Consider the following 25,850-nt stretch of genomic DNA (forward strand, 5'->3'; position numbering starts at 1 on the left):
CCTTGGCATGTGCCGGATGACGCCGACCCGTCACCGCCCGTTGAACGCGTCCTTCAACCGCGAGAACAACCCCTGCTGCCCCGGCTGGAACTGGCCCTGTGGCCGCTCCTCGCCCCGCAGCTTCGCCAGTTCCCGCAGCAGCCGCTCCTGCTCGGGGTCGAGCTTCGTCGGCGTCTGGACCTCGACGTGCACGATGAGGTCGCCGCGTCCGCCGCCCCGCAGGTGCGTGACACCGCGCCCGTGCAGCGGGATCGACTGGCCGGACTGGGTGCCGGGCCGGATGTCGACCTCCTCCAGGCCGTCCAGCGTCTCCAGCGGCACCTTTGTGCCGAGGGCCGCCGCGGTCATCGGGATGGTGACCGTGCAGTGCAGGTCGTCGCCGCGCCGCTGGAACATCGGGTGCGGCAGCTCGTGGATCTCGACGTACAGGTCACCGGCGGGACCACCACCGGGGCCGACCTCGCCCTCGCCGGCGAGCTGGATGCGGGTGCCGTTGTCGACACCGGCCGGGATCTTGACCGTCAGCGTCCGCCGGGAGCGGATACGGCCGTCGCCCGCGCACTCCGGGCACGGGGTCGGCACGATCGTGCCGAAGCCCTGGCACTGGGGGCAGGGCCGGGAGGTCATGACCTGACCGAGGAAGGACCGGGTCACCTGCGACACCTCGCCGCGGCCGCGGCACATGTCACACGTCTGCGCGCTGGTCCCCGGCGCGGCGCCCTCGCCGTTGCAGGTGGAGCAGACGACCGCGGTGTCGACCTGGATGTCCTTGGTCGTGCCGAACGCCGCCTCCTCGAGGTCGACCTCCAGCCGGATCATCGCGTCCTGGCCCCGACGGGTGCGCGAGCGCGGCCCGCGCTGGGACGCCGTGCCGAAGAAGGCGTCCATGATGTCGGAGAAGTTGCCGAAGCCGCCGGCCCCGAAACCGCCCGCGCCGGCGCCGCCGGACTGCGAGAGCGGGTCGCCGCCGAGGTCGTAGACCTGCTTCTTCTGCGGGTCCGACAGCACCTCGTAAGCGGCGTTGATCTCCTTGAACCGCTCCTGGGTCTTCGGATCGGGGTTGACGTCCGGGTGCAGCTCGCGGGCGAGCCGCCGGAAGGCCTTCTTGATCTCTTCCTGCGACGCGTCGCGGCGCACGCCGAGAACGGCGTAGTAGTCCGTGGCCACTTACGACTCCGCCAGGATCTGTCCGACGTACCGTGCCACTGCGCGTACCGCTCCCATCGTTCCCGGGTAATCCATGCGGGTCGGTCCGACCACGCCGAGTTTGGCGACTGCCTCGCCGCCCGAACCGTAGCCGACCGACACCACCGAGGTGGAGTTGAGTCCCTCGTAGGCGTTCTCGTGGCCGATGCGCACGGTCATGCCCGAATCCCCCGCCTCGCCCAGGAGCTTGAGGAGCACGACCTGCTCCTCCAGTGCCTCCAGGACGGGCCGGATGGTGAGAGGGAAGTCATGTCCGAAGCGGGTGAGATTGGCGGTGCCGCCGATCATCAGCCGCTCCTCGTTCTCCTCGACGAGGGTCTCCAGCAGGGTGGAGAGCACCGTCGAGACCGTGCCGCGGTCCTCGACCTCGAAGGCGTCCGGCAGATCCTCCACCAGACGCGGCACGTCGGTGAACCGGCGGCCCGCGATCCGGCTGTTCAGCCGGGCGCGCAGGTCCGCCAGCGAGGCCTCGCCGAACGGCGCGGGGCAGTCCACCATCCGCTGCTCGACCCGGCCGGTGTCCGTGATCAGCACGAGCATCAGCCGGGCGGGCGCGAGCGACAGCAGTTCCACGTGCCGCACGGTGGACCGGGTCAGGGACGGGTACTGCACGACGGCGACCTGCCGTGTGAGCTGCGCGAGCAGCCGTACCGTCCGGGCCACGACGTCGTCGAGGTCGACGGCGCCGTCGAGGAAGTTCTGGATGGCCCGCCGCTCGGGGGCCGTCATCGGCTTGACGCCGGCCAGCTTGTCGACGAACAGCCGGTAGCCCTTGTCGGTGGGGATGCGCCCGGCGCTGGTGTGCGGCTGGGCGATGTATCCCTCGTCCTCCAGGGCGGCCATGTCGTTGCGGACCGTCGCCGGGGAGACGCCGAGGTTGTGCCGTTCGGTGAGCGCCTTGGAGCCCACCGGCTCCTCGGTGCCGACGTAGTCCTGGACGATGGCGCGCAGTACCTGGAGCCGTCGTTCACTCAGCATGGGCGCACACACCTCCAGAAGTCGTCCCCTTGGCGCCTCGCCTGGCACTCGTCACTTCCGAGTGCCAGCGTTCCCCGGGCCAGTGTACGGCGGTGGGGTACACCCGGGGCAAGGTCGGCCCCGGGGGCGGGGTCACAAGAGCTAGCGTCGCGGTATGACGGTGACTTGGGAAGAGCTGGGGTGGGAGCGGGTCGCTGCGGGCGTCGGACGGTGCCGGCTGCCGGTCTGGGACTGCACCGCCGGGCTGGTCGTCGGGGCGGAAGCGGCCCTTGTGGTGGACGCCGGGTCGAGTCTCGCGGAGGGGGCGACGCTGCGGGCGTGGGCCGAGCGGCTGGCCGGTCACCGTGTGACTCATCTCGCGCTGACCCACCCCCATTTCGATCATGTCTTCGGTGCGGCGGCGTTCGCGGACGCGGAGGTGTTCGCGGCGGTGGGCGCGGAGTCGGTGCTGACGCGGGGCGGCCTCGGGGCCGAGGAGCTGCGCGCGGACGCGGTGCGCAACGGTCTGGACGGGACCACGGCGGCGGAGGCGGCGGACACCCTCGTCCGGCCCCGCCACCCGGTCTCCGGCGAGTGGACGCTCGACCTGGGCGGCGGCCGGCAGGTGCTGCTGGCGAACGTGGGCCCCGGCCACACGGCCCACGACCTGGCGGTCCTGGTCCCCGGTTCCCCGGAGGTCGTCTTCTGCGGTGACCTGGTGGAGGAGTCGGGGCAGCCGCAGGCCGGGCCCGACGCCGTCCCGTCCCACTGGCCGGCCGCCCTGGACCGGCTCCTCGACCTCGGCGGGCCGGACGCGCTGTACGTGCCGGGCCACGGGGCGGTGGTGGACGCGGCCTTCGTCCGCGCGCAGCGCGACGCGCTGGCGGCGCGTTTCGGCGTGTCGCCCTGATCGGGTCCCGGCTTCTCCTATCGTCATCCGAATGCGCCCACCCGTCTCCCGCCCCCGCCCTTCCGACGAGGGCCCTGCGGGCCCGCGCCCTCGTACGTACTCCGCCGATCTGACCCCTCCCTGGAAGAAGCAGCGGCCCGTCCCCGAGGTCCCGGCGGAGCCCGGCCTGGTGGTGGAGGAGCCCGGCACCGGCTTCTGCGGCGCGGTGATCCGCTGCGAGGCGGGCACGGTGACCCTGGAGGACCGCTTCGGCAAGCACCGGGTGTTCCCGCTGGAGCCCCGCGGCTTCCTGCTGGAGGGCCGCGCGGTGACGCTCGTACGGCCCTCGTCGGGCGGCCCGGTACGACCCACGCGTACGGCGTCCGGTTCGGTCGCCGTCCCCGGCGCACGCGCGCGTGTGGCCCGCGCCGGGCGCATCTATGTCGAGGGCCGGCACGACGCCGAGCTGGTGGAGAAGGTGTGGGGCGACGACCTGCGCATCGAGGGCGTGGTCGTGGAGTACCTGGAGGGCGTGGACGACCTGCCGTCCGTCGTCGCCGACTTCGCCCCCGGCCCCGACGCCCGGCTGGGCGTCCTGGTGGACCACCTGGTGCCGGGTTCCAAGGAGTGGCGCATCGCGCAGGAGGTGACCAGCGAACACGCCCTGGTCGTGGGCCACCCGTACATCGACATCTGGGAGGCGGTGAAGCCGTCGTCCCTGGGCATCGAGGCGTGGCCGCGCGTCCCGCACGGGCAGGACTGGAAGACGGGGGTGTGCCGGGCGCTGGGGTGGCCGTCGGAGAACACGGGCGCGGTGTGGCAGGCGATCCTGAAGCGGGTCGGGTCGTACAAGGACCTGGAGCCGGCGCTGTTGGGCAGGGTCGAGGAGCTGATCGACTTCGTCACGGGTGACGGTGGGGCCTGACGCTGCCGAGGGTGCCGCAGCAGGAACCATGCGGACCGGCCTCCGGTATCGGCACCCGCCGGAGTGATCAGTCCACCAGATCCCTGACCACCGCGTCCGCCAGCAACCGCCCCCGCAGCGTCAGCACCGCGCGCCCCTCGGCGTACGGTCCTTGCTGCAGGAGTCCGTCCGTCAGGGCGCGGCGGGACGCCTCAAGGCCCTCTTCGCGGAGGAGATCCAGCGGTGCGCCTTCCCTCAACCGCAGCTCCAGCAGAATCCGCTCGACCCGCCGGTCCTCCTCCGACAGAAGCTCCCGCCCCGCCCCCGGCGACCGCCCCTGCGCGAGCGCCGCCGCGTACGCGCCCGGATGCTTCACGTTCCACCAGCGCACCCCGCCGACGTGGCTGTGGGCGCCGGGCCCCGCGCCCCACCAGTCGGCGCCCCGCCAGTACAGCTCGTTGTGCAGGCAGCGTCCGGCCTCGGAGGTGGCCCAGTTGGAGACCTCGTACCAGTCGTAGCCCGCTGCTGACAGCGTCTCCTCCGCGATCAGGTACCGGTCCGCGTGCACGTCGTCGTCCGTCATCGGGACCTCGCCCCGGCGGATACGGCGGGCCAGCTGGGTGCCCTCCTCCACGATCAGGGCGTAGGCGCTGACGTGATCCGGCCCGGCGCCCAGCGCCGCCTCCAGCGACGCCCGCCAGTCGTCGTCCGACTCGCCCGGTGTGCCGTAGATCAGGTCCAGGTTCACGTGCTCGAAGCCCGCCGCGCGGGCCTCCGCCACGCAGGCCTCGGGGCGGCCGGGGGTGTGGGTGCGGTCCAGGATCTTCAGCACGTGCTGTCTGGCGCTCTGCATGCCGAAGGAGATCCGGTTGAAGCCGCCCCGGCGGAGGGTGTCGAGGTAGGCCGGGTCGACCGACTCGGGGTTCGCCTCCGTCGTGACCTCCGCGTCCGCCGCCAGCCCGAACTCGTCGCGGATCGCGCCCAGCATCCGCACCAGGTCACCGGCGGCCAGCAGGGTCGGTGTACCGCCTCCGACGAACACCGTGCGGACCTCGCGCGGGTCGTCGCCGAGGACCTTGCGGGCGAGGCGGATCTCGTCGATCAGGGTGTCGGCGTAGTTGTCGCGGGAGGCGAGGACACCGCCGGTGCCGCGCAGTTCGGTGGCGGTGTAGGTGTTGAAGTCGCAGTAGCCGCAGCGGGTCGCGCAGTAGGGGACGTGCAGGTAGAACCCGAGCGGGCGGTCGGCGGCCCCGGTGAGGGCGTGCGCCGGGAGCGCGCCGTCGTCGGGGACCGGCTCGCCGTCGGGAAGTGCGGAAGGCATGCCTTCCATTGTCCAGCACCCGCGGATGTACTACTCCGCCTGGAGCACCAGCAGCGCCAGGTCGTCCTCCGGCGGCTCGCCGCCGAACTCGTGCACCAGCCGCCGGATGCGCTCGGCGATCAGGTCCGCGTCGAGGCCCGCGCAGCCCGCGAGCGCGATCGCGAGACCGTCGCCGTCGTCGAACTGGCGGGAGCCCGAGCGGCGCTCCGTGACGCCGTCGGTGACGCACAGCAGGCTGTCGCCCGGGCACAGTTCCAGGGTCTCGCTGACGTAGGTGGCGTCCTCGACGACCCCCAGCAGGGTCTGCGGATGGGCGGCCGTGCCGACCGTGCCGTCGGGGCGGAGCAGCAGCGGCAGGGGGTGGCCGGCGGAGGCGAGGGTGCAGCGGACACCGCCGTCGTAGGGCACCAGCTCGCCGTAGAGGAGGGACAGGAAGCGGGTCTGGGGGCCGTCGCCGGGGTCGGCGGGCCCGACGAAGGCGCGGGCGGCGGCGTCGGCGGCCTCGGTGGCGTCGTCGAGGAGGAGCTGGTTGAGGCGGTCGAGGACGTCGGCGACGCCGTAGCCCTCGCGGGCCAGCAGCCGCAGCCAGGGCCGGGCCAGACCGATGACGACAGCCGCCTCGGGGCCCTTGCCCTGGACGTCGCCCACCGCGAAGCACCAGCGGCCGTCGCCCGCCGGGAACAGGTCGTAGAAGTCGCCGCTCGGCCCGCCCTGCTCGCGCGGCTCGTGCACGAGGGCGCTGCGCAGGCCGGGGATCTCGGCGACCGCGCCGGGCAGCAGCCCCCGCTGGAGGACGGCGCTGATGGTGGCCTGGCGGGCGTACTGGCGGGCCGCGCCGATGGCGAGGGCCACCCGGCGGCCGAGGTCCTCGACGAGCCCGGTGACCTCGTCGGGGAAGCGCAGCAGCCCGGCCCGCCCGATCACCAGGGTGCCGAGCGGGCGGCCGCCCGCGATCAGCCGGTAGGCGAGGGCGGCGCCGTGCGGGCCCAGCGCGGCGGCGGGCCACGGGTAGGCGGCCGGGCCGGAGCACAGCGCGTCGGCGGGGCGGGGCGGCTCCTTCTCCAGGGCCCGGCGCAGTTCCTCGACGCGGTGCTCGCTGCCGTGCCAGACGCGGGCCGGCCCCGGCCCGGTCCGTAACCCGCCCGCCCCGTCGCCCCGCCCGCTCAGCTCGTCCTCCAGCCACACCGCGCACCAGTCGGCCAGGCGCGGCACGATCAACTGGCCGGTGAGCGCCGCGACCAGCTCCTCGTCGAGCTGCCCGGCGAGCAGGTCGGAGGCCTCGGCGAGGAAGGACAGCGCGCCGCGGCCGAGCCAGTCCCCCTCGCGGACGGCGGGCTGCGGATCGGGGGCGAGGACCTCCGGGAGGCCGCCGGTGGCGCAGGGCGGCCCGGGCTCGTCGTCGCCGGTGCCGTGGGGCGGCAGCCGCGCCCACACGGTCTTCGCGCCCCTGCGGTACGTCACTCCCCAGGCGTCGGCGAGCGTCGCGACCAGCCGCAGGCCCCGGCCGTACTCCGGCGTCTCGTACGACGGCTCGGGCGTGCCGTCCCGGGGAGCGCGGGAGGGGTGGTGGTCGGACACCTCCACGACGACCGCGCAGCCGTCGGGCTCCTCCTCCAGCCGGCACAGCAGCTCGATGTCGGTGCCCGCGTGCACGACGGCGTTGGTGACCAGCTCGCTGACCACGAGGGTCGCGTCCTCGGCGAGCCGGCCGGCGAGCTCGTCGCCGCCGGGCGGGCCGAGCTCCGCCCACCGCGTCAGCGCGGCGCGGACGAGGTCACGGGCGGCACCGGGGGCGAGGGGGCCGCCGGCCAGGGTCGCCCGCACGTGCGGCTGCCCGTCCGCGTGCGCGGGCGCGCCACCGGCCCGGGACACGATCTCCCGTTGCGTCGGAATGGCCCCCATGCACAGCTCCCCGGGCAGCTCGGGCGGTTACGCCTCGGACAATGCCGCCAGGGTGACAGACCGGCCACGCCCCGCAGCGGGGGGTGACGGAAGTGGGGCGTCATGGGTGAGGGGGGAGTGCCGGATGTGCTCGGATCGAGAGCGGAGCCCCTCCACTTCTGACCGGGGTTGACCAAACCTGCCGGGGGCGCGGGTTGTGGCACCGGGGTCGCGGCACTGGCGCGGGGGCGCGAACCGGCCAACTGACCGCGCACGCGCCCCCTTGTACGGACCTACGCCTCCCGCGTCCCCGCGTACAGACCTACGCCTCCCGCGTCCCCGCGTACATCTCGTCGATCAGGTGCTGGTACTCCCGCTCCACGACCGGCCGCTTCAGCTTCAGACTCGGCGTGATCTCCCCGTGCTCCACGTCGAGATCCCGGGGCAGCAGCCGGAACTTCTTGATCGTCTGCCACCGCTGGAGTCCGGCGTTGAGCTCCTCGACGTACCCCTCGATGAGGGACACGGTCGCGGGCGCGGCGACGACGTCCGCGTACGGCTTGCCGCCCAGCCCGTTCTCCTCCGCCCAGGCCAGGATGGACGCCTCGTCCAGGGCGATGAGGGCCGTGCAGAAGTTCCGGTCGGCGCCGTGCACGAGGATGTTGGAGACGTAGGGGCACACCGACTTGAACTGGCCCTCGATCTCGGTCGGCGCGATGTACTTGCCGCCGGAGGTCTTGAAGAGGTCCTTCTTGCGGTCGGTGATGCGCAGATAGCCGTCGGGCGACAGCTCGCCGATGTCGCCGGTGTGGAACCAGCCGTCCGGCTCCAGGACCTCGGCGGTCTTCTCCGGCAGTCCGTGGTAGCCCTCCATGATGCCGGGGCCGCGCAGCAGGATCTCGCCGTCCTCGGCGATACGGACCTCGGTGCCGGGCAGCGGCTTGCCGACCGTGCCGGTGCGGTAGGCCTCGCCGGGGTTGACGAAGGAGGCCGCGGAGGACTCCGTGAGGCCGTAGCCCTCCAGGATGTGGATGCCGGCGCCGGAGAAGAAGAAACCGATCTCGGGGGCGAGCGCCACGGAACCGGAGACACAGGCGCGCAGCCGGCCGCCGAACGCCTCACGGATCTTGGCGTACACCAGCGCGTCGGCGACCTTGTGCTTGGCGGACAGTCCGAAGGGGACGCTCGCGGTGCCGGTGCGGCGGAAGTTGTCCTGGCTGGCCTTGGCGTACTCGCGGGCGACCTCGGCGGCCCAGCGGAAGATCTTGTACTTGGCGGGGCCGCCCGCACGCGCCTTGTTGGCGATGCCGTTGTAGACCTTCTCGAAGATGCGCGGCACGGCCGCCATGTACGTCGGCTGGACGACCGGCAGATTCTCGATGATCTTGTCGACGCGGCCGTCGACGGCGGTGACGTGCCCGACCTCGATCTGCCCGGAGGTCAGCACCTTGCCGAAGACGTGCGCGAGCGGCAGCCACAGGTACTGCACGTCCTCGGCGCCGATCAGGCCGGTCGCGGCGATCGCCTTCGCCATGTACGCCCAGTTGTCGTGCGGCAGGCGCACGCCCTTGGGGCGGCCGGTGGTGCCCGAGGTGTAGATGAGGGTGGCGAGCTGGTCCCGGGTGATCGCGCCGACCCGCTCCTTGACCAGGTCGGGGTCCTTCTCCAGGCGGGCGGCTCCGCGCTTCTCCAGCTCGTCGAGGGTGAGGACCCAGTCGGAGGTCTCCACACCGGCCGGGTCGATCACCACCACATGGGTGAGGTCGGGCAGCTCGGCGCGCTTCTCGACCGCCTTGGCGAGCTGGGCCGCGTCCTCGGCGATCAGCACCCGGCTGTCGGAGTCGGAGAGGATGAACGCCGACTCCTCGGCGTTGGTCTGCGGATAGACCGTCGTCGTGGCCGCCCCGGCGCACATGATGCCGAGGTCGGCGAGGATCCACTCGATCCGGGTGGACGACGCGAGCGCCACCCGCTGCTCGGGCCGCACGCCCAGCTCGATCAGACCGGCGGCGACGGCGTAGACCCGTTCGGCGGCCTGCGCCCAGCTCAGCGACTTCCAGTCGTCCGGCCCCTGCCCGGACGCCGCCGGCACCGGATAGCGGTATGCCTCCCCGTCCGGCGTGGCCGCCACGCGCTCCAGGAAGAGCCCCGCGACGGACGGCGGACGGTTCTCGATCTGTGTCTGTGTGTCGCTCACGACATCCTCCGGGGCCCGCGACGGCGCGGCTGGCTCAATACGACTGTTGTTTAACTCGCGAGTAACTATCGAGCAGAGATCAGACTAGAGCGCGACTGGCCAGCGCGTAAGGGGCGGCGGGCCCTCACTTCCTCCGGATGGCAGGCACAGGGCCCGCCGCGCGACAGCGCGACGGGCCCTGAAGATCGGCGTCCGGATGGCTATTTCTTGCCCTTGGCGGCACCGCCGCCGTCATCGCTGCTCAGCACGGCGATGAAGGCCTCCTGCGGAACCTCCACCGAACCCACCATCTTCATCCGCTTCTTGCCTTCCTTCTGCTTCTCCAGCAGCTTGCGCTTACGGGAGATGTCGCCGCCGTAGCACTTGGCGAGGACGTCCTTGCGGATGGCGCGGATGGTCTCGCGGGCGATGACCCGCGAGCCGATGGCGGCCTGGACCGGCACCTCGAAGTTCTGCCTCGGGATCAGCTCCTTCAGCTTGGCGACGAGCCGTACGCCGTACGCGTACGCCTGGTCCTTGTGGGTGATCGCCGAGAAGGCGTCGACCTTGTCGCCGTGCAGCAGGATGTCGACCTTGACGAGGCTGGAGGACTGCTCGCCGGTGGGCTCGTAGTCCAGCGACGCGTAGCCGCGCGTCTTCGACTTCAGCTGGTCGAAGAAGTCGAAGACGATCTCCGCGAGCGGGAGGGTGTAGCGGATCTCGACGCGGTCCTCGGAGAGGTAGTCCATGCCGAGGAGGGCGCCGCGCCGGGTCTGGCACAGCTCCATGATCGCGCCGATGAACTCGGTGGGCGCGAGGATCGTCGCCCGCACAACCGGCTCGTACACCTCGGCGATCTTGCCCTCGGGGAATTCACTCGGGTTGGTGACGACGGCCTCGGTGCCGTCCTCCATGATCACCCGGTAGACCACGTTGGGCGCGGTGGCGATCAGGTCGAGGCCGAACTCGCGCTCCAGCCGCTCCCGGATCACGTCCAGGTGCAGCAGGCCGAGGAAGCCGACGCGGAAACCGAAGCCGAGGGCGGCGGAGGTCTCCGGCTCGTAGACCAGCGCGGCGTCGTTGAGCTGGAGCTTGTCCAGGGCCTCGCGCAGCTCGGGGTAGTCGGAGCCGTCCAGCGGATACAGACCCGAGAAGACCATCGGCTTCGGGTCCTTGTAGCCGCCGAGGGCCTCGGTGGCGCCCTTGTGCTGGCTGGTGACGGTGTCACCGACCTTGGACTGGCGGACGTCCTTCACACCGGTGATCAGATAGCCCACCTCACCGACGCCGAGGCCGTCGGCCGGCAGCATCTCGGGCGAGTTGGTGCCGATCTCCAGCAGCTCGTGCGTGGCGCCCGTCGACATCATCCGGATCCGCTCACGCCTGTTGAGCTGGCCGTCGATGACCCTGACGTACGTCACCACGCCCCGGTACGAGTCGTACACGGAGTCGAAGATCATCGCGCGGGCGGGCGCGTCCTTGACGCCGACGGGGGCCGGGATCTCGCGGACGACCTTGTCCAGCAACGCGTCGACGCCGACGCCGGTCTTCGCGGAGACCCGCAGCACGTCGTCCGGCTCGCACCCCACGAGGTTCGCCAGCTCCTCGGCGAACTTCTCCGGCTGCGCGGCCGGCAGGTCGATCTTGTTGAGCACGGGGATGATGGTGAGGTCGTTCTCCATCGCCAGGTAGAGGTTGGCGAGGGTCTGCGCCTCGATGCCCTGGGCGGCGTCGACGAGGAGGATGGTCCCCTCGCAGGCGGCGAGCGACCGCGAGACCTCATAGGTGAAGTCGACGTGCCCCGGGGTGTCGATCATGTTGAGGATGTGCGTGTTGCCCGGGTCCTGGGTGGGCGCCCAGGGCAGACGCACGGCCTGGGACTTGATCGTGATGCCGCGCTCACGCTCGATGTCCATGCGGTCGAGGTACTGAGCACGCATCTGCCGCTGCTCGACCACACCGGTCAGCTGGAGCATCCGGTCGGCGAGCGTGGACTTGCCGTGGTCGATGTGCGCGATGATGCAGAAATTGCGGATCAGAGCCGGGTCGGTACGGCTCGGCTCGGGCACATTGTTAGGGGTCGCGGGCACGCAGGGTCCTGTCTCTTGAGGCGCCTTATGCCTCGGGTCGGATCAATACGTAGGTTCCATGGTCCCACGGGCGCCGACCGGGGACCGGTTTGGGCTGTTCTCCGGCCCACTGGTAGCCTGGGTGGCTGTGTCTCATGCCCTCTCAGCGCGAGGCACATCTCAAGAAATCACCCGGTACGGGAACCGTGCGGCACCGTGCGGCCCTGTGCCTGAACCTGAAAAGGCTCATTCGTGGCGAACATCAAGTCCCAGATCAAGCGGATCAAGACCAACGAGAAGGCCCGGCTGCGCAACAAGGCCGTCAAGTCCTCCCTGAAGACCGCGATCCGCAAGGCCCGCGAGGCCGCCGCCGCGGGTGACGTCGAGAAGGCCACCGAGCTCCAGCGCGCTGCCGCGCGTCAGCTCGACAAGGCCGTCTCCAAGGGCGTCATCCACAAGAACCAGGCCGCCAACAAGAAGTCGGCGCTGGCTTCCAAGGTCTCGTCCCTCAAGGGCTGAACTCCACCCCTGGACTGATCGCCGGGAGGACCAGAGCGGGCCCTCTCTCATCCGCTCCCGACCGGCACCCAGGAGTCACGCGCGGCCTGCGTTCGCCACGCGGGCGTGACTCCACCGAGCGTGAACCGAAGGCCCCGGCACCCCGCCCTTCCCCAGGACGGGAGCCGGGGCCTTCGGCGTGCCGACGCGGAATCCGGGCTGGTGCGCGCCGGATGCCGGCGCGCGATACGGGCTGGTGCATGCCGGATGCCGGTGCGACATCAGGCGTGGTGCATGCCGGATGCCGGTGCGACATCACGCGTGGTGCACGTCGGCCGTCACGACCAGAAGTCGTTGCCCTTGTCGATGTCCTCGACGCACTCGTCGAGATCGGTGATCTTGTCCCCGACGATCCGGAAGACGATGCCGCCCATCTCGTCGATGTGCTTGTCACCCCGGTCCGCGGTGAACCGGTGCACGGAGACGGCGTGCCCGCGGCCGTCCACGAACACGTTCCGCAACTCGACGCGGAACGATCCGCCCGTCTCCGAGTAGAGCCGGCCGTAGTAGCCGTCGAGGATGTTGTCTATCCCCTTGTAGTCCCCCGACAGCGGGTGGGAACCGGGCACGTGGTGTGTACAGTCCCCGGTCATCATGCCGCGCAGCGTCTCCATGTCCCCGCGCTGGAAGGCCTCGTAGCCCTCGCGGACGAGCATGGCATGCGGGTGCTCGGTCATGGCGCTCGCCACCTTTCCTGATCAGGCGATACGACTGATACGTCGTGATACGTCTGATTCTCCTCCCTGTGGACGAGGGAGCCAGTGGATCACCCCACGGTGACGGGCCGGACCGGTCACCGTCCTCTGGAACGGGCCGCCCGCGCGATCGCCACCACGGCCTTCTCCAGCGCGTACTCGGGGTCGTCCCCGCCGCCCTTCACACCCGCGTCCGCCTCGGCCACCGCCCGCAGCGCCACGGCGACCCCGTCCGGCGTCCAACCGCGCATCTGCTGGCGTACACGGTCGATCTTCCACGGCGGCATGCCCAGCTCCCGCGCGAGATCGGCCGGCCGGCCCCCGCGCGCGGCGGACAGCTTCCCGATCGCCCGCACGCCCTGGGCGAGCGCGCTGGTGATCATCACGGGCGCGACCCCCGTGGCCAGCGACCAGCGCAGCGCCTCCAGGGCCTCCGCGGCCCGCCCCTCGACGGCCCGGTCGGCGACGGTGAAGCTCGACGCCTCGGCCCGCCCGGTGTAGTACCGCCCGACGACGGCCTCATCGACGGTCCCCTCCACGTCCGCCACCAGCTGGGACACCGCCGACGCCAGTTCCCGCAGATCGCTCCCGATCGCGTCGACCAGCGCCTGGCAGGCCTCGGGCGTGGCCGACCGCCCGGTCGCCCGGAACTCGCCCCGCACGAACGCCAGCCGGTCCGCCGGCTTGGTCATCTTCGGACAGGCCACCTCCCGCGCCCCCGCCTTGCGCGCGGCGTCCAGCAGCCCCTTGCCCTTGGCCCCGCCCGCGTGCAGCAGCACGAGGGTGATCTCCTCGGCGGGCGCGGTGAGGTAGGCCTTCACGTCCTTGACCGTGTCGGCGGACAGGTCCTGCGCGTCGCGCACGACCACGACCTTGCGCTCCGCGAAGAGCGAGGGGCTGGTCAGCTCGGCGAGCGTGCCGGGCTGCAACTGGTCCGGGGTGAGGTCACGCACGTCCGTGTCGGCGTCGGCGGCCCTGGCGGCGGCCACCACCTCCTGCACGGCACGGTCGAGCAGCAGGTCCTCCTGGCCCACGGCGAGCGTCAGCGGGGCGAGAGGGTCGTCATTCGCGGTCTTCCTGGCCATCGGGGTAAGCATGGCACGGGGCACTGACAGTGGCCCCGCCTCCACCCCCGCTCCCCCTCCCTACGGCTCCTCCCGCCAGCCCTCCCACTCCCCGGCGAAGGCGTCCAGCTCCCCCGCGTCGAGCCGGCCCTCCTCGTCCCGCAGCACCACCAGCCACTGGGCGTCCTCCGCGTCGTCCTCCCCGGCCAGCGCGTCCCGGACGACCTGCGGCTGCTCACGCACCCCGAACCGCTCCCCGAGCGCCTCCACCACTTCGTCCGCGGAGTCCCGATCGGGCAGCACCAGCACATGTCTCACATCACTCACCCGGCCATTTTCCGGCACGCGCCGACACGTCGGAACAGCGCGGGTCCCGAGGACAACAGCACGGGTCCCGAGGACGCCGCCCCACGGGTGAGCACTACGGCACGACGGGGCAGCCCTCCGGAACGAGGGAGCAGCCCACCGGCACGGGGCAGCAGCCCACCGGCACGAGGAGCGGCAGCGCTGAGACGCGATGAGGCAGCGCTGCCGCAGGGCGGTCAGCCCTTCGGCACGATCTGCACGTCCAGGTCGATCCGGATGCTCGGACCCACCACGGCGATCCCCCGCGCCAGCATCGTCTGCCAGCTCACGGTGAAGTCGTCCCGGTGCAGCTCCGTGCGCGCCCGGCAGGCCGCCCGCGTCTCGCCGCCCATGCCGTTGCCCAGCCCGAGGTACTCGGTGTCGAGGGTGACCGTCCGCGTCACGCCGTGCAGCGACAGCGCCCCGGTGACGGCCCACCGGTTGCCGCCCTTGTGCACGAACCGCTCGCTGTAGAACTCGAGCGTCGGAAACCGCGCCACGTCCAGGAAGTCCGCGGACCGTAGATGGTCGTCCCGCATCCTGACGTTGGTGTCGATGGACGACGCGTCGATCACCACGTGCATCGCCGTCTGCTCCACCCGCTCCCCGATCCGCACCACCCCGGCGAACGAGTTGAACCGACCGTGGATCCGGGCGAGCCCGATGTGTCGCGCGGTGAAGGCGATCGACGAGTGCGTCGGCTCGATCTCCCAGTCCCCCGGCGCGGGCAGCTCGGGCGGCTGCGCCACCTGGAGGGTGACGTCACCGAGCGAGGCCAGCGTGTTCTCCCCGACCGTCGCCGTCGCCCGGTACGGCGTGTAGCCCTCGGCGGACACGGCCAGCCGGTACTCCCCCGCGGGGACCGTCGTCACGAACGACCCGAACGGATCCGTCCCGCCGCTCACCACCGTGCGCCCCATCGTGTCGCTCACCGCGTACTCCGCGTGCGGCACGGGCTCGTTGACCGGATCGAGCACCCGGCAGCTCAGCACCCCAGCGTTCGCCGGAGTCCGGAGCGCCGCGAGGGGGCTCGTCCGTTGCACCCGGTTCGTACGGCTTCCCAGCCAGCGGCCCAACATCCACGACACCCCTGTGCGACTCGACCTACCTGCTGCCGAAGACGCATTCGATCACCGATGCGGCTTTCGAGGCAAGACGAGCGCACATCACGGGAAACCAACGGATCTGGCGGATCTGGACCATGTGGCCGCTGTGGACGCTCTAGCCGGAATTCCCCCTTCCGTTCCTCGCCCGCTCCTGACCACCGCCGACTACCGCCGCACCACCTCCGGCACCCGGTCCAGCACGATCCCGAACCGCTCCCGGTACGCCGCGAGCACCTCCTCGTCGTCCGTCAGCTCCCACTCCTCGACCGCCCCGTCCGGCGCGGTCACCTTGAGCCGCCGCTCGCTGAGCGTGACCCTCCCTCCGTCCTCCGTGATCCGCGAACAGACCAGCGACCGGGTGAAGTGCGCGGTGGGAGAGGTGCACTGCCACCACGCCCCGACCACGAAGTCCTCGAGCACCCGTGGCCGCAGGTCCAGCCGGTACTCGGGCTTGCCGTTGCGGACGACGTCCAGGTCCACGCCCCCGCCCGCCCCGCCTCGCGCGCCCGCCGGGTCCGGCCCCGCCTCGGCGATCCGGAACACCCCACCCGGCTCGGTCTGCTCCCCTCGCTCCCCGAACCTCAGCGGGAAGTGGCTGTGCACCCCGAACCCGACGTCCGCCAGCCACTCGCTCCCGTCCGCCGCCCGCACCCGCAGCGCGAGATGGTCGTACGGGATCCCGAGCCGCCCCTCCTCCGTGTACACCCGCGCCGCGAGCAGCGTGACCTCGAACCCGAGGGCGCCGAGCAGCGCCCCGAACGCCCCGTTCAGCTCGTAACAGAACCCTCCCCTGTGCGCGCCCACCAGCTTGTCCAGCAGCCGCTTCTCCTCCAGCACGACCTCCTCGCCGAGATGGATCGACAGGTTCTCGAACGGCACGCTCCGCAGATGGCGCAGATGCAGGTCGTGCAGCGCGTCGACGGTCGGCCGCGCGGGACGTTCGGCCCCCAGGCGGCGGAGGTAGGCGTCAACCTGTTCGGCGTTCATGCCCTCAGTCTCCCGCCACGCGCAATCCCCTGCCCGCACCCGTCACGGCCAGCGCCCCGTCCCGGTCCGTGCGCAGCACCACCGCGCCGGTGGCCCGCAGCGCCGCGACCGTGCCGGGCGCGGGGTGGCCGTAGGGGTTGTCCGCGCCGCAGGAGATCAGCGCCACCCGTGGCGCCACCGCGCGGAGCAGGTCCGGATCCTGGTAGGCGGAGCCATGGTGCGCCACCTTCAGGACGTCCACGCCATCGAGCAGCGCGGCCGCCGGTGACCGTGCCAGCGCCCGCTGCGCCGGCGGTTCCAGGTCCCCCAGCAGCAGCATCCGCAACCCGGCCGACCGCACGAGCAGCGTCACACTCGCGTCGTTCGGCCCCTCGGGTTCCGGCATCCCCCGCGCCGCCGGCGTGGGTCCGCCCGCGAGGGTCCGAGAGCTCGGGGGAGGCCACAGCACCTCCCAGTCGAGGTCACCGAGCCGCCGCCGCTCCCCCAGCACGGCCCGTCTCAGCGGAACCTCCCGGGCCCGCGCCTCCTTCCGTACGAACTCCACCTGGTCGGCGGGTTCCTCGAACCCCGTCGTCTCGATCGCGCCCACCGCCCGCCCCCGCAGCACTCCCGGCAGCCCCGCCACATGATCGGCGTGGAAGTGGGTCAGCACGACGAGCGGGATCCTGGTGATGCCGAGGGTGCGCAGGCATCGGTCGGCGAGGGCCGGATCGGGTCCCGCGTCCACCACCACACCGGCGCCGTCGCCCGCCGCGAGCACCGTCGCGTCCCCCTGTCCCACGTCGCACATGGCGAGCCGCCAGCCCGGCGGCGGCCAGCCGGTGATCACCCGGGTCAGCGGCGGCGGCTGCACCACCACGAGCAGCAGCAGCGCCCCGCAGACCCCGCACAGCCACGGACGGCGCACCAGCCGCCGACCGAGCAGCACCAGCCCGCCGATGACGAGGGCGAGCAGCAGTGCCCCGCCCCAACCGCCCGGCCAGTCCACTCCCGCTCCGGGCAGCGCCGCGCCGGTCCACGCGACACCCGCGATCCACTCGGCGGGCCAACTCGCGCACCAGGCCAGCGCCTTGGCCACCGGCATCGCCACGGGCGCCGTGGCCAGCGCCGCGAAGCCCAGCACCGTGGCCGGCGCCACCGCGAACTCCACGAGGAGGTTGCACGGCACCGCCACCAGGCTCACCCGCGCCGACAGCACCGCCACGACCGGCGCGCACAGGGCCTGCGCGGCCCCGGCCGCCGCCAGCGCCTCCGCCAGCCGCGGCGGAACCCGGCGCCGGCGCAGCGCGGCGCTCCACCGCGGCGCCACCGTCAACAGCGCCCCCGTCGCCAGCACCGACAGCAAGAACCCGTAACTCCGGGCCAGCCACGGGTCGTACAGCACCAGCAGCAGCACCGCCGTCGCCAGCGCAGGGATCAGGGATCTGCGACGGCCGGTCGCGAGAGCCAGCAGCACCACGGCCCCGCAGGCCGCCGCCCGCAGCACACTCGGGTCGGGCCGGCACACCACGACGAACCCGAGGGTGAGCGCTCCGCCGAGCAGCGCGGTCAGCCGCAGCGGAATGCCCAGGCGGGGCGCCAGCCCGCGCCGCTCCGCCAACTGGGCCATGCCAGGCGGCCCGAGCAGCAGCGCGAGCATGATGGTCAGGTTGCTCCCCGACACGGCCAGCGTGTGCGCGAGGTCCGTCTCCTTGAAGGCCTCGTCCAGTTCCGGTGTGATCCGCGAGGTGTCCCCGACGACCAGCCCCGGCAGCAGCGCCCGCGCGTCCGCCGGCAGTCCGTCGGTGGCCGCCCGCAGTCCCGCCCGCAGCCGGCCCGCCACCCGCTGAGCCGTCGACGGCCCCCGCAGGACCACGGGACCCGCCCGCCGTTCCCGTACCCGCAGCACGGCCGCGATCCGGTCCCCGCCGGTCAGCGCGGGGGCCAGCCGCCCGGTCACCCGCACCCTCGTGGACGGCAGCAGCCCGAGCCACGTCTCCCCCGCCGGACGGCGGGCGAACCTGGCCGGTCCGCCGCTCTCCCGGCCGTCCACGACCAACAGCACCGGCGCCCGTGTCGCCACCGCCGCCCCGGTCGTCGCCTCGACCCGGCGGACCTCCGCGTCGATCAGCACCGAGTCCGCAGTGACGTGGTCGCCCTTCACCCGGGGCCGGGAGCGCCGGGGGTCGGAGGTGATCTCCACCTCCGCGGTGACCGTGGCGTACTCCCGCGCCCACCCCGGCACGGGCCCCCGCCGCAGATCGGCCCCGTGCAACCCGGCCGAAGCGGCGGCCCCGGCCACACACAGCAGCACCGCGGCGACAACCACCCGAGCCCGACCGATCTTCCTTCCCGACTCCGGCTCACCTCGCGCCCGACCGACGGTCCTCCCCACCTCCCGCTCACCTCGCAGCCGACCGAGCGTCCTTCCCGACTCCGGCACATCCCCCGCCCGCCCATGCGCCCGTTCCTCCGGCTCACCCCGCGCGCGACCAAGCACCCCTCCCGACACCCCCTCACCCCGCACCGGCCCCCGCCGCACGCCCAGGAGAACACCGGCCGCGAGTACGCAGCCGAGGGCGACGCAGGTCACCAGCTCCGGCGGCGCGTCGAGTGCCAGCGCCGCCGTCGCCCAGGCCGCGAGGGCGGGCGGTACCAACCGCAGGTCCACCGGCCCTTCCTGACGCGGGTGGGCCGATCCCAGCCGTTTCCCGGAGGCGAGGTGCACGGCCTGCCGGGGACGCGAGCCGGAGACGGCGCGGTCCCCGGAACCCGGGTACGCCGACGAGGCGTTGGTCTCCTCCCTCATGGCCGCACCAGGTTCCGCAGATCGGCGAAGCGCCGCTCGCCGAGAGGCACCCGGCAACCTAGCAAAGCATGCAAAGCGGCCCCGAACCGGTGCTACCAACACCGGCCGGGGCCTGACGGAACACCTGCTACCAACAGGAGACCCGCTATGGCACATGCTGCCACCCGCCGCGAGCACCGCGCCAAGCGCCGTGCCCTTCGCGCCACCCTCCGCCGTCGTACGGCCGAAACCCGCGCCACCCGGCGCGCCGTTCGCGCCGTCGCCACCGGCACCCCGCAGCCCGTCCGTACCCGCCTCGTCGCGGCCGGCCTCGACGACGCCACCGCCCGCCGCTTCGCCGGCGCCTTCTCCCGGGGCCTGGTCGCCGACGACGTCCGCGAGACGAAGATCAAGCTGAAGGCCCGCGTCACCCGCCGCGTGCAGGTGAAGCTGTTCACCGCCCGCACCTTCGCCGCCCGCCTGGCCACCTACCGGCCCAAGGACCGCGTCGTCGCCGCCCGCTTCGAGCTGCTGGCGGGGGTGGCCGCGTGATGTCGAACTCCCGCCGCCGTACCACCGGCAACCGCTTCGGTCTCCTGGCCACCCCGCACCCGGCCGACATCGCCGCCGAGCACGCCGAAGCCCTCGACACCCTCGACTTCGACAAGCTCATCGCCGCAGTGCCCGACGCCGTCGACACCGCAATGCAGCAGGCGATCCCCCACCGCTACAACCCCACCATCGCCGCCTCGATCGCCGCCGACATCACCGCCCGACTGTGCAAGGCGCGGCAGGGCGACGCCTACGAGTGCCCCGTCTGGCCCGGCCTCTGCGTCGAGACCGAGCCCGGCCACTACGACCACCACAACCACCGCAACTTCGTCACCGACAAGCGCGGCGAGCGCATGCTCGACATCGGGTTCATCCAGTTCTCCGACGAGGAGGGCGCGGCACCGCCCAAGATCTGCATCTCCGGCATGGGCAGCGAGGACTACGACCCGTCCGAGGTGCGTGAGAAGACGGCCGAGATCCGGCGCATGCTCGACGAGGCCGACGCCATCGCCGACCGGATCATCGCGCAGCGCCGGGACGGCGCGTGACCTCCCGTAAGGCCGAGCAGGCGCCCACCCTCGCCGGGGTGGGCGCCGTGCCCCCGGCCTCTCCCAGCATCGCCGCGCTCGCCGCCTGCAACAGCGAGCTGGAGACCGCGGTCCGGGTCGCCCGTACGCTGCTCGCCGACTACGGCGACTCCAGCCGGAACGGCTTCTCCTACCCGGAGGGATACGGCGCCATCTCCGAGGCCCTCCGCCTCGTGCTCCGCGCCCTCGACGCCGAGCCGGAAGGGTCCGCAATGGTGCGGACCCCTGGCGGTGACCAGCGCTGCCCGGCCGCGCACCCCGAGGACCCCACCCCGTGCGGCGGTCCGGTCGTCGTCACCATCCTCGACCGCGACAACGGCGGCGCCGACGGGTGTGAGCACCACGGCGCCCGGCTCCTCGCCTCCCTCGACGGAGGACGCGTCTACGCCCTCCCCGACGCCCCGGCCGGCGCTGCCATCCGCACCTTCAAGGTCGCGGGCAGCCTCCGCCCCTTCTGCTGGATGGAGCGGGGTGAGCGCCCGTGAGCAGCGAACAGCCCATGGTCACCCTCGACACCGAGGACTACGGGCCGGTCACCCTGCCCGAGCCCGGCTGGTGCGCCGGCCACACCGACCACCGGACCGACAGCCAGCGCATCGACCTCGACCACAAGGGACACGAGCACCGCCTCACCCACGACGGCGAACTGCTGTGGACCGCATTCCTCGCCCAGGCCCCCTACGCCAGCAGCCCGCAGGCCCGCGCCCTCGGCGTGTACGTCGAGCAGGGCAGCTACGCCCACACCCTCGACGCCACCGGCCTGTACGACCTGGCCGCCTCCTTCGACGCGCACGCCGACCGGCTCCGCGAACTCGCCGACCAGCTCACCCAACTCCACGACAGCGAGGGCCAGTGACCACCACCGAGCAACTGTCCACCGCGCACGCCGAGGTGAAAGCCGAGATCACCCGGACCGACACCAAAACCGGACTCCTCCTGGCGTTCGTCGGCGCCGTCCTCGCCGGAACCTGGACCGTCGCCCGCGGCCTCCCCCTGAACCTCCCCGCCTACCTCGCCGGCGGCACCGGTATCGCGCTGCTGGTCGCGGCGGCCGGACTGCTGCTGCGGTCGGTGCGCCCCAACCTGCACGGCCGCCACGGCTTCCCCCTGTGGGCCACCCTCACCCCCGAGGAGATCACCACCACCCTGACCGGCAGGGACCTCGCGGCCGACGTCGCCGGCCTGTCCCGGCTCGCGATGGTGAAGTACACCGCCCTGCGCCGCGCGGTCGACCTCACCATGGCCGGCGGCGCCCTGCTCGTCCTTGCCGCCCTGCTCGCGGCGGGCGGTGCCCTGTGAAGCGCTCGGTAGTGGCGCGCCCGACCGAGACGGCCGCCATCCGCGCCGCGGCCCTCTCGGCCCGGCCCATCCCCCCGGTCCACACGATCCTCGCCGACATGGTCACCGCCCACCGGGCGGGCGACCAGCACGGCGTCAACCTCTGCGCGCACCTCGCCGTACGCGCCGCCGCCCCCACGGAGGTGGGCGAAGCATGAACAAGCTCAAGCACGCCAGCACCTGGGCGCTGCCGGTCCTGCTGACCGTGATCGCCGTCGTGTGGGCCGTCGCCGCCATCGGCGGCATCCTCACCGCCACCGCGCACCCCGCGTTCGCGTACTCCGTCGCCGTCCTCTACGACGCCGTCTGGCTGTACGGGCTCGCGATGGAGACCGCCCACCGCCGGCAGGGATCCAACGCCCGGCTCCCCGAGGTCGTCGGGTGGGTGTTCCTCCCCCTCACCGTCGCGGTCCTCGCCGTGCACGGCGTCCTCGCCGGGGATGCCCTCGCCGCGGCGGTCGGCGCCATCGTTCCCGTCCTCGCCAAGATGACGTTGGTCATGGCCATCGACCGCGACCGCACCCGGATCAGTCCGAGGGCGCAGGCCGCCATCGACCGCACCCGCGCCGTCACCCGTGACCGCATCGCCGTCTCCCGGGCCGTCGCCGCCGCACGCGCTGACGAGACCGTGGCCGCCGCCGGCATCATCAAGGCCTCCCGGGAGGCCGAAGCGGAAGCCATCACCACCGCCCACGACGCGTACGAGACGTACGCCGAGATCGTCGACCAGCACCCCGTGCCGGACTGGCACACCGACCTTCCCGCCCTGGTCTCGGACCGCGAGTTGGAAGCCCTCCTTGCGGGGGGTGTGCCAGAGGGTGATTCCGCTGGTGGCACGGGGGGTTTCCCGCTCACGGTCACACCCGGCGGTCACGGTTCTGGCACGCCCCCGCTGGAGGGGCCCAGGGAGGCCAACTCCCGGGCGGTCGCGCTGCTCGCCGTCGAGCTGTACGCGACCGATCCGCCGCCCTCGAAGCGGAAGTTCCGGGAGGCGATGCGGGCCGGGATGAAGGCGCGCGGGCTGACCGGCGGGTGGGACGTGATCGACGCCCTGTACGACCGGGAGAAGGCACTTGCCGAGGGTGGTGACCCGTCGTGAAGCCGCTCACCGTCCCGGCCGTGGTCGTCTCGGCGGTCGTCCAGCCGGTCACCCTGGCGTTCGCCGCCGGTCTCCTCGCCCGCCCGCACCTGACCCGTAGGGGGTGGTCGAGGTGACCGAGGAGAACCCGCTCCAGAAGGCGGAAGCCGCCGTCCGCGCGGCCGAGACCGACACCGACATGGTCCGGATCGTCGCCGCCGTCCTCGCCGCCCAACAGGCCACCCAGCCCCAGCCGCCGGCGCCGACGCCGCGGTCCGTGCAGCGGCCCGTGGGCCTGTACGTCGCGGCCGGTATCGGCGGCGCCATCGCCCTCACATTCCTCGCCATGGCCGCCGCGCTCCTGGCGGTCGCCGTCGCGGTCGGCGCTGTCTGCGCGACCGTCTGCCTGCTCGTCCTCAAGAACCTGCTCGCCGACTACCAGAAGGGCCGCTGACCATGGCCGACGACCTCAACTTCAGCGACTTCACGGCCGGGGAGAAGGTACGCGTCGCCGCCCTCGTCGCCCGTATGGCCAAGCGCGGCGCGGCCGGCCCCAACGTCGACACCAGCGACCTGAGGCGGCGCATCGAGCGCATCGAGCGCCAGGCGCTCCGCCGCAAGCACAAGAAGTAGCCGCGCCCCGGGGCGGCCGTCCACCGGCCAGGGAAGACCGGCCACCCCGGGCCTCCACACCCCTGAAAGAGGCAGGAGACCTCATCATGACCGACACCTTGCCGCGGCCCGTGGTCAACGGGCACGCCGATCCGGCCGTGTCGCTGCTGAAGTTCGCCCCCGAGCCGCCGGCCTACGTCGCCGACGACGACGTCGTCGAGGCGGTCGACCGCCCGGACAACCCGCTCGCCGACTGGCTGACCGTGCCGGACGTGCCGATCCTGCCCGCGTGGGCCCGCTCCGCGGCATCCCTCAGGGCCAACACCGCGGCCCTCGGCCGACTGTGCGCGTGGCACGCCCGCTACCACACGCTCAGGGTGCCGAAGTACGCGTTCCGTCTCGCCTGGCTCGCCCTCAAGGGCGCCTGGCGTGGGATGCGCGGCTTGTGGCCGACCCTGGCCGCGCACGACCAGAGCGCCGCGGTGAAAGCCCTGCGCGCGCAGGTGAAGGCCAAGCCCGACGACGTCGACCTCGCCGTCCGGTACGCGCTGCTGCACCGGGAACGCACCCTTGCCCGCCGCTGGCGCTTCGGTGCCGCCGCCACGGCCGTCGCCGCCAGTGCGGTCGGCTGGTACCTGGCGCCGCCGCTGCTGCAGACCGCCGGCATGCTCGCCGCAGCCGTCCCGCTCGCCTACCTCGGGCGCGGCGACGACGCGCAACTGCTCGATAACCCGACGCCGCCCCTGCGCGTCGACATGTCCGCCCAGCAGCTCAACGACGCGCTGCGCGCCGCAGGCCTGCTCAAGCAGGGCAAGGGCGACGACGAGGGCCCCCGCGTCACCTGCGTCATGGGCCCGGTACGCGACGGGCGCGGCTGGTCGGTCATCTTCGACCTGCCCAAGGGTGGCGGGAAGACCGCGGCGGATGTCCTCGCCAAGCGCACGGCGATCGCCGCCGAGCTCGGAGTCGACGAGATCCAGGTCATCGCCTCCCGCGTCCGCGCGGCGGCCGGCGGCAACGCCGGGCGGGTGTCGATGTGGGTCGCCGACGACGACCCCTACCTCGGCACGCCGAACCCGTCGCCGCTGGTCAAGGCGGAGACGTTCTCCGTGTGGGACCCGATCCCGTTCGGGCAGGACGCCCGCGGCAACCGCATCACCGTGCCCGTGATGTGGCAGTCGCTGTTCTTCGGCGGCCTGCCCCGCCGCGGCAAGACGTTCACGCAGCGCCTGATGACCGCGGCCGGCCTGCTCGACCCTTTCGTCAGGCACTACGTCGCCGACGGCAAGGGCGGCGCCGACTGGATGCCGATGAAGGCCGTCGCGCACCGCCTGGTGATGGGCGCCGAGGACGACGCCGTCGAAGCGCTGAAGGCGATGCTGAAGGAGCTGCTGGCGGAGATGGAGCGCCGGTTCGTGCTGCTGCGCGGCCTGCCCGTCTCCGTCTGCCCCGAGGGCAAGCTGACCCCGGCCATCGTGGAGAAGTACAACCTGCCGGTCATCTTCGTGACCATCGACGAACTGCAGGAGTACTTCACCGCCATGGACCGCGAGGACCGTGAGCAGGTCATCAACGACCTGTGCCGCATCGCACGGCGCGGGCCGGCCGCCGGGTTCGTCTCCAACTTCGCCTCCCAGCGCCCCGACGCCGAGTCCGTGCCGACGAAGCTACGGGAGATCATCACCCTCAGATACTGCACGCAGGTCGTCGACCAGACCAGCTCAGACATGGTGCTCGGCAAGGGCAAGGCCGCCCAGGGCGCCGACGCCTCCGTGCTGTCCGAGGACCACCGTGGTACGGGCGTCCTCGTCACCGGGCCGGCGTCTTTCGTGACCGTGCGGGCCGACTTCCTCGACGGGCCCGGGTTCGCCGAGCTGTGCCAGCGCGGCCGTGCCCTGCGCGTCAAGCACAACCAGCTCACCGGGGACGCCGTCGGCGACGTCAGCGCGGCAGCAGACCAGGCCGGCGTCACCATCGCGCCCGTGCTGTCGGACTGCCTCGACGTGATGCGGCACGCCGACCGCATGCACACCGTCGTTCTCCTCGACCGGCTCGTGAACGTCGACGAGGACCGCTACGGCGACTGGGACGCCGAGCGCCTGGCCGCCGAGCTGGAGGCCGCCGGCGTCGACCGCACCACGAAGCAGGTGAAGGTCGACGGCAAGAACCTCGCCGGATACCGCAGGGCCGACCTCGAGGCCGCCGTGCCCGCCGAACTCCTCCTCGCCGCGCGGCAGGTAGAGGCCACCCCCTCTACGAACCCCGCTACGAACACCCCCGACGAGCAGAGCCCGGAGGGCGCCTGATGTAGAGGGGGCCCGCTACCCCGGTAGTGACCTCGGTAGAGGGCCCCCACCTGCGAAGTAGTGCCCGTAGAGGGGCGTAGGAGGCCCCCGTCCGCGCGTTCGGACGGGGGTCTTTCTGCGTTCACGTTCCGCTGGTGTCCGCGACGAAGCTGCCCATGCCCGGCGTCGTCACGATCAGGCCCTCGTCCCGCAGTGCGGCCGTGGCCTTGCGCACGGTGCCGCGGGCGACGCCGAACTCGGCCTCCATCCGCACCTCGCTGATGAGGGTGCGGGGCGGGTACTCGCCGGAGGTGATGCGGGTGCGCAGCACGTCGGCGATCTGTTCCCACTTCGGTCTCGTCGGGTCAAAGTCGATCACCCGCCCGACTGTAGATATACGGGCGTAACAGGGCATAGAGACACATAGCTATGCCTAGGCATAGACAGGGGTGTACAGGCTGCCTACCGTGGGC

General features: G+C 72.5%; 26 protein-coding genes. 13 read left to right on the forward strand and 13 right to left on the reverse strand.

The annotated features are described in order from the left end of the window. Positions 1–30 precede the first annotated feature (30 nt). Positions 31–1,167 carry a molecular chaperone DnaJ gene (gene dnaJ, locus ALMP_RS18800; protein WP_264929686.1) on the reverse strand — a complete coding sequence of 379 codons (1,137 nt, stop codon included), beginning with the start codon at positions 1,165–1,167 and terminating at the stop codon, positions 31–33. Beyond that, positions 1,168–2,184 (reverse strand): heat-inducible transcriptional repressor HrcA, encoded by a 1,017-nt coding sequence (gene hrcA / locus ALMP_RS18805; RefSeq protein ID WP_264929689.1) that lies wholly within the window; start codon positions 2,182–2,184, stop codon positions 1,168–1,170. 154 nt (positions 2,185–2,338) lie between these two features. Here hrcA and ALMP_RS18810 point away from each other — a divergent pair, with 154 nt between their 5' ends. Together ALMP_RS18810 and ALMP_RS18815 are read left to right on the forward strand one after the other, a co-directional pair. Continuing rightward, on the forward strand, positions 2,339–3,073 hold the full coding sequence (locus ALMP_RS18810; RefSeq protein ID WP_264929691.1) for an MBL fold metallo-hydrolase: 735 nt from the start codon (positions 2,339–2,341) through the stop codon (positions 3,071–3,073). Between the two features lie 31 nt (positions 3,074–3,104). Next, the gene (locus ALMP_RS18815) at positions 3,105–3,977 is read left to right on the forward strand and encodes a DUF3097 domain-containing protein (protein ID WP_264929694.1); all 873 of its coding nucleotides are present in this window, start codon (positions 3,105–3,107) and stop codon (positions 3,975–3,977) included. A gap of 67 nt (positions 3,978–4,044) precedes the next feature. On the opposite strand, the gene hemW is transcribed toward ALMP_RS18815, so the two are convergent. From hemW to lepA, 4 genes are all read right to left on the reverse strand, one after another. Continuing rightward, the gene (hemW, locus tag ALMP_RS18820; protein WP_264929696.1) at positions 4,045–5,277 is read right to left on the reverse strand and encodes a radical SAM family heme chaperone HemW; all 1,233 of its coding nucleotides are present in this window, start codon (positions 5,275–5,277) and stop codon (positions 4,045–4,047) included. A 30-nt stretch (positions 5,278–5,307) separates the two neighbouring features. Next, positions 5,308–7,179 (reverse strand): ATP-binding SpoIIE family protein phosphatase, encoded by a 1,872-nt coding sequence (locus ALMP_RS18825; RefSeq protein WP_264929697.1) that lies wholly within the window; start codon positions 7,177–7,179, stop codon positions 5,308–5,310. A gap of 301 nt (positions 7,180–7,480) precedes the next feature. Beyond that, positions 7,481–9,355, reverse strand: coding sequence for a long-chain fatty acid--CoA ligase (locus ALMP_RS18830; protein WP_264929698.1), 1,875 nt, complete (start codon positions 9,353–9,355; stop codon positions 7,481–7,483). Positions 9,356–9,555: 200 nt separating this feature from the next. After that, positions 9,556–11,424 (reverse strand): translation elongation factor 4, encoded by a 1,869-nt coding sequence (gene lepA, locus ALMP_RS18835; protein WP_264929699.1) that lies wholly within the window; start codon positions 11,422–11,424, stop codon positions 9,556–9,558. Positions 11,425–11,655: 231 nt separating this feature from the next. Here lepA and rpsT point away from each other — a divergent pair, with 231 nt between their 5' ends. Beyond that, positions 11,656–11,922: a 30S ribosomal protein S20 gene (gene rpsT, locus ALMP_RS18840; protein ID WP_264929700.1), complete on the forward strand. Its 267-nt coding sequence runs from the start codon at positions 11,656–11,658 to the stop codon at positions 11,920–11,922. A gap of 317 nt (positions 11,923–12,239) precedes the next feature. Here rpsT and ALMP_RS18845 read toward each other — a convergent pair whose 3' ends face one another. From ALMP_RS18845 to ALMP_RS18870, 6 genes are all read right to left on the reverse strand, one after another. Then, positions 12,240–12,638: a nuclear transport factor 2 family protein gene (locus ALMP_RS18845; RefSeq protein WP_264929703.1), complete on the reverse strand. Its 399-nt coding sequence runs from the start codon at positions 12,636–12,638 to the stop codon at positions 12,240–12,242. 116 nt (positions 12,639–12,754) lie between these two features. Continuing rightward, the gene (holA, locus tag ALMP_RS18850) at positions 12,755–13,741 is read right to left on the reverse strand and encodes a DNA polymerase III subunit delta (protein ID WP_264929705.1); all 987 of its coding nucleotides are present in this window, start codon (positions 13,739–13,741) and stop codon (positions 12,755–12,757) included. A gap of 60 nt (positions 13,742–13,801) precedes the next feature. Then, a complete protein-coding gene (locus tag ALMP_RS18855) occupies positions 13,802–14,047 on the reverse strand; it encodes a hypothetical protein (RefSeq protein ID WP_264929707.1) in 246 nt (81 codons plus the stop codon). Between the two features lie 215 nt (positions 14,048–14,262). After that, entirely contained in the window at positions 14,263–15,144 is an 882-nt protein-coding gene (locus ALMP_RS18860; RefSeq protein WP_264929709.1) for a YceI family protein, read from the reverse strand. Between the two features lie 192 nt (positions 15,145–15,336). Then, positions 15,337–16,158 (reverse strand): arylamine N-acetyltransferase, encoded by an 822-nt coding sequence (locus tag ALMP_RS18865; RefSeq protein ID WP_264929711.1) that lies wholly within the window; start codon positions 16,156–16,158, stop codon positions 15,337–15,339. A gap of 4 nt (positions 16,159–16,162) precedes the next feature. Further along, entirely contained in the window at positions 16,163–18,946 is a 2,784-nt protein-coding gene (locus ALMP_RS18870) for a ComEC/Rec2 family competence protein (RefSeq protein WP_264929712.1), read from the reverse strand. A gap of 147 nt (positions 18,947–19,093) precedes the next feature. Between ALMP_RS18870 and ALMP_RS18875 the strand changes: the two genes are divergently transcribed. The 10 genes from ALMP_RS18875 to ALMP_RS18920 all read left to right on the forward strand — a co-directional run bounded on the left by ALMP_RS18875 (position 19,094) and on the right by ALMP_RS18920 (position 25,398). Then, positions 19,094–19,477 carry a hypothetical protein gene (locus ALMP_RS18875; protein WP_264929714.1) on the forward strand — a complete coding sequence of 128 codons (384 nt, stop codon included), beginning with the start codon at positions 19,094–19,096 and terminating at the stop codon, positions 19,475–19,477. Further along, positions 19,477–20,025: a hypothetical protein gene (locus tag ALMP_RS18880; RefSeq protein ID WP_264929716.1), complete on the forward strand. Its 549-nt coding sequence runs from the start codon at positions 19,477–19,479 to the stop codon at positions 20,023–20,025. Before ALMP_RS18875 ends, ALMP_RS18880 begins: the two co-directional genes overlap by 1 nt. After that, the gene (locus tag ALMP_RS18885; protein WP_264929718.1) at positions 20,022–20,549 is read left to right on the forward strand and encodes a hypothetical protein; all 528 of its coding nucleotides are present in this window, start codon (positions 20,022–20,024) and stop codon (positions 20,547–20,549) included. Before ALMP_RS18880 ends, ALMP_RS18885 begins: the two co-directional genes overlap by 4 nt. Further along, positions 20,546–20,920: a DUF6907 domain-containing protein gene (locus tag ALMP_RS18890; protein WP_264929720.1), complete on the forward strand. Its 375-nt coding sequence runs from the start codon at positions 20,546–20,548 to the stop codon at positions 20,918–20,920. The genes ALMP_RS18885 and ALMP_RS18890 overlap by 4 nt, the downstream gene beginning before the upstream one ends. Beyond that, positions 20,917–21,363 carry a Pycsar system effector family protein gene (locus tag ALMP_RS18895; protein WP_264929722.1) on the forward strand — a complete coding sequence of 149 codons (447 nt, stop codon included), beginning with the start codon at positions 20,917–20,919 and terminating at the stop codon, positions 21,361–21,363. Before ALMP_RS18890 ends, ALMP_RS18895 begins: the two co-directional genes overlap by 4 nt. An 11-nt stretch (positions 21,364–21,374) precedes the next feature. Beyond that, a complete protein-coding gene (locus ALMP_RS18900; protein ID WP_264929724.1) occupies positions 21,375–21,560 on the forward strand; it encodes a hypothetical protein in 186 nt (61 codons plus the stop codon). Then, positions 21,557–22,501 (forward strand): hypothetical protein, encoded by a 945-nt coding sequence (locus ALMP_RS18905; protein WP_264929725.1) that lies wholly within the window; start codon positions 21,557–21,559, stop codon positions 22,499–22,501. Before ALMP_RS18900 ends, ALMP_RS18905 begins: the two co-directional genes overlap by 4 nt. A gap of 112 nt (positions 22,502–22,613) precedes the next feature. Further along, positions 22,614–22,934: a hypothetical protein gene (locus ALMP_RS18910; RefSeq protein ID WP_264929727.1), complete on the forward strand. Its 321-nt coding sequence runs from the start codon at positions 22,614–22,616 to the stop codon at positions 22,932–22,934. A 2-nt stretch (positions 22,935–22,936) separates the two neighbouring features. After that, the gene (locus tag ALMP_RS18915; RefSeq protein ID WP_264929729.1) at positions 22,937–23,113 is read left to right on the forward strand and encodes a DUF6257 family protein; all 177 of its coding nucleotides are present in this window, start codon (positions 22,937–22,939) and stop codon (positions 23,111–23,113) included. 86 nt (positions 23,114–23,199) lie between these two features. Then, positions 23,200–25,398 (forward strand): FtsK/SpoIIIE domain-containing protein, encoded by a 2,199-nt coding sequence (locus tag ALMP_RS18920; protein ID WP_264929731.1) that lies wholly within the window; start codon positions 23,200–23,202, stop codon positions 25,396–25,398. A gap of 121 nt (positions 25,399–25,519) precedes the next feature. On the opposite strand, the gene ALMP_RS18925 is transcribed toward ALMP_RS18920, so the two are convergent. Continuing rightward, complete coding sequence (locus ALMP_RS18925) at positions 25,520–25,756, reverse strand: winged helix-turn-helix domain-containing protein (RefSeq protein WP_264929733.1); 237 nt, start codon at positions 25,754–25,756, stop codon at positions 25,520–25,522. Between the last annotated feature and the right edge of the window lie 94 nt (positions 25,757–25,850).

Origin of the sequence: Streptomyces sp. A012304, from assembly GCF_026008495.1 — a bacterium.
Classification (GTDB): domain Bacteria; phylum Actinomycetota; class Actinomycetes; order Streptomycetales; family Streptomycetaceae; genus Streptomyces.

Excerpts from the sequence above, each read along its gene's own strand:
- hrcA (WP_264929689.1), bottom strand. The coding sequence starts at position 2,184 with ATGCTGAGTGAACGACGGCTCCAGGTACTGCGCGCCATCGTCCAGGAC.
- ALMP_RS18810 (WP_264929691.1), top strand. The coding sequence starts at position 2,339 with ATGACGGTGACTTGGGAAGAGCTGGGGTGGGAGCGGGTCGCTGCGGGC.
- ALMP_RS18815 (WP_264929694.1), top strand. The coding sequence starts at position 3,105 with ATGCGCCCACCCGTCTCCCGCCCCCGCCCTTCCGACGAGGGCCCTGCG.
- hemW (WP_264929696.1), bottom strand. The coding sequence starts at position 5,277 with ATGCCTTCCGCACTTCCCGACGGCGAGCCGGTCCCCGACGACGGCGCG.
- ALMP_RS18825 (WP_264929697.1), bottom strand. The coding sequence starts at position 7,179 with ATGGGGGCCATTCCGACGCAACGGGAGATCGTGTCCCGGGCCGGTGGC.
- ALMP_RS18845 (WP_264929703.1), bottom strand. The coding sequence starts at position 12,638 with ATGACCGAGCACCCGCATGCCATGCTCGTCCGCGAGGGCTACGAGGCC.
- holA (WP_264929705.1), bottom strand. The coding sequence starts at position 13,741 with ATGGCCAGGAAGACCGCGAATGACGACCCTCTCGCCCCGCTGACGCTC.
- ALMP_RS18860 (WP_264929709.1), bottom strand. The coding sequence starts at position 15,144 with ATGTTGGGCCGCTGGCTGGGAAGCCGTACGAACCGGGTGCAACGGACG.
- ALMP_RS18865 (WP_264929711.1), bottom strand. The coding sequence starts at position 16,158 with ATGAACGCCGAACAGGTTGACGCCTACCTCCGCCGCCTGGGGGCCGAA.
- ALMP_RS18870 (WP_264929712.1), bottom strand. The coding sequence starts at position 18,946 with ATGAGGGAGGAGACCAACGCCTCGTCGGCGTACCCGGGTTCCGGGGAC.
- ALMP_RS18875 (WP_264929714.1), top strand. The coding sequence starts at position 19,094 with ATGGCACATGCTGCCACCCGCCGCGAGCACCGCGCCAAGCGCCGTGCC.
- ALMP_RS18880 (WP_264929716.1), top strand. The coding sequence starts at position 19,477 with ATGTCGAACTCCCGCCGCCGTACCACCGGCAACCGCTTCGGTCTCCTG.
- ALMP_RS18905 (WP_264929725.1), top strand. The coding sequence starts at position 21,557 with ATGAACAAGCTCAAGCACGCCAGCACCTGGGCGCTGCCGGTCCTGCTG.
- ALMP_RS18915 (WP_264929729.1), top strand. The coding sequence starts at position 22,937 with ATGGCCGACGACCTCAACTTCAGCGACTTCACGGCCGGGGAGAAGGTA.
- ALMP_RS18920 (WP_264929731.1), top strand. The coding sequence starts at position 23,200 with ATGACCGACACCTTGCCGCGGCCCGTGGTCAACGGGCACGCCGATCCG.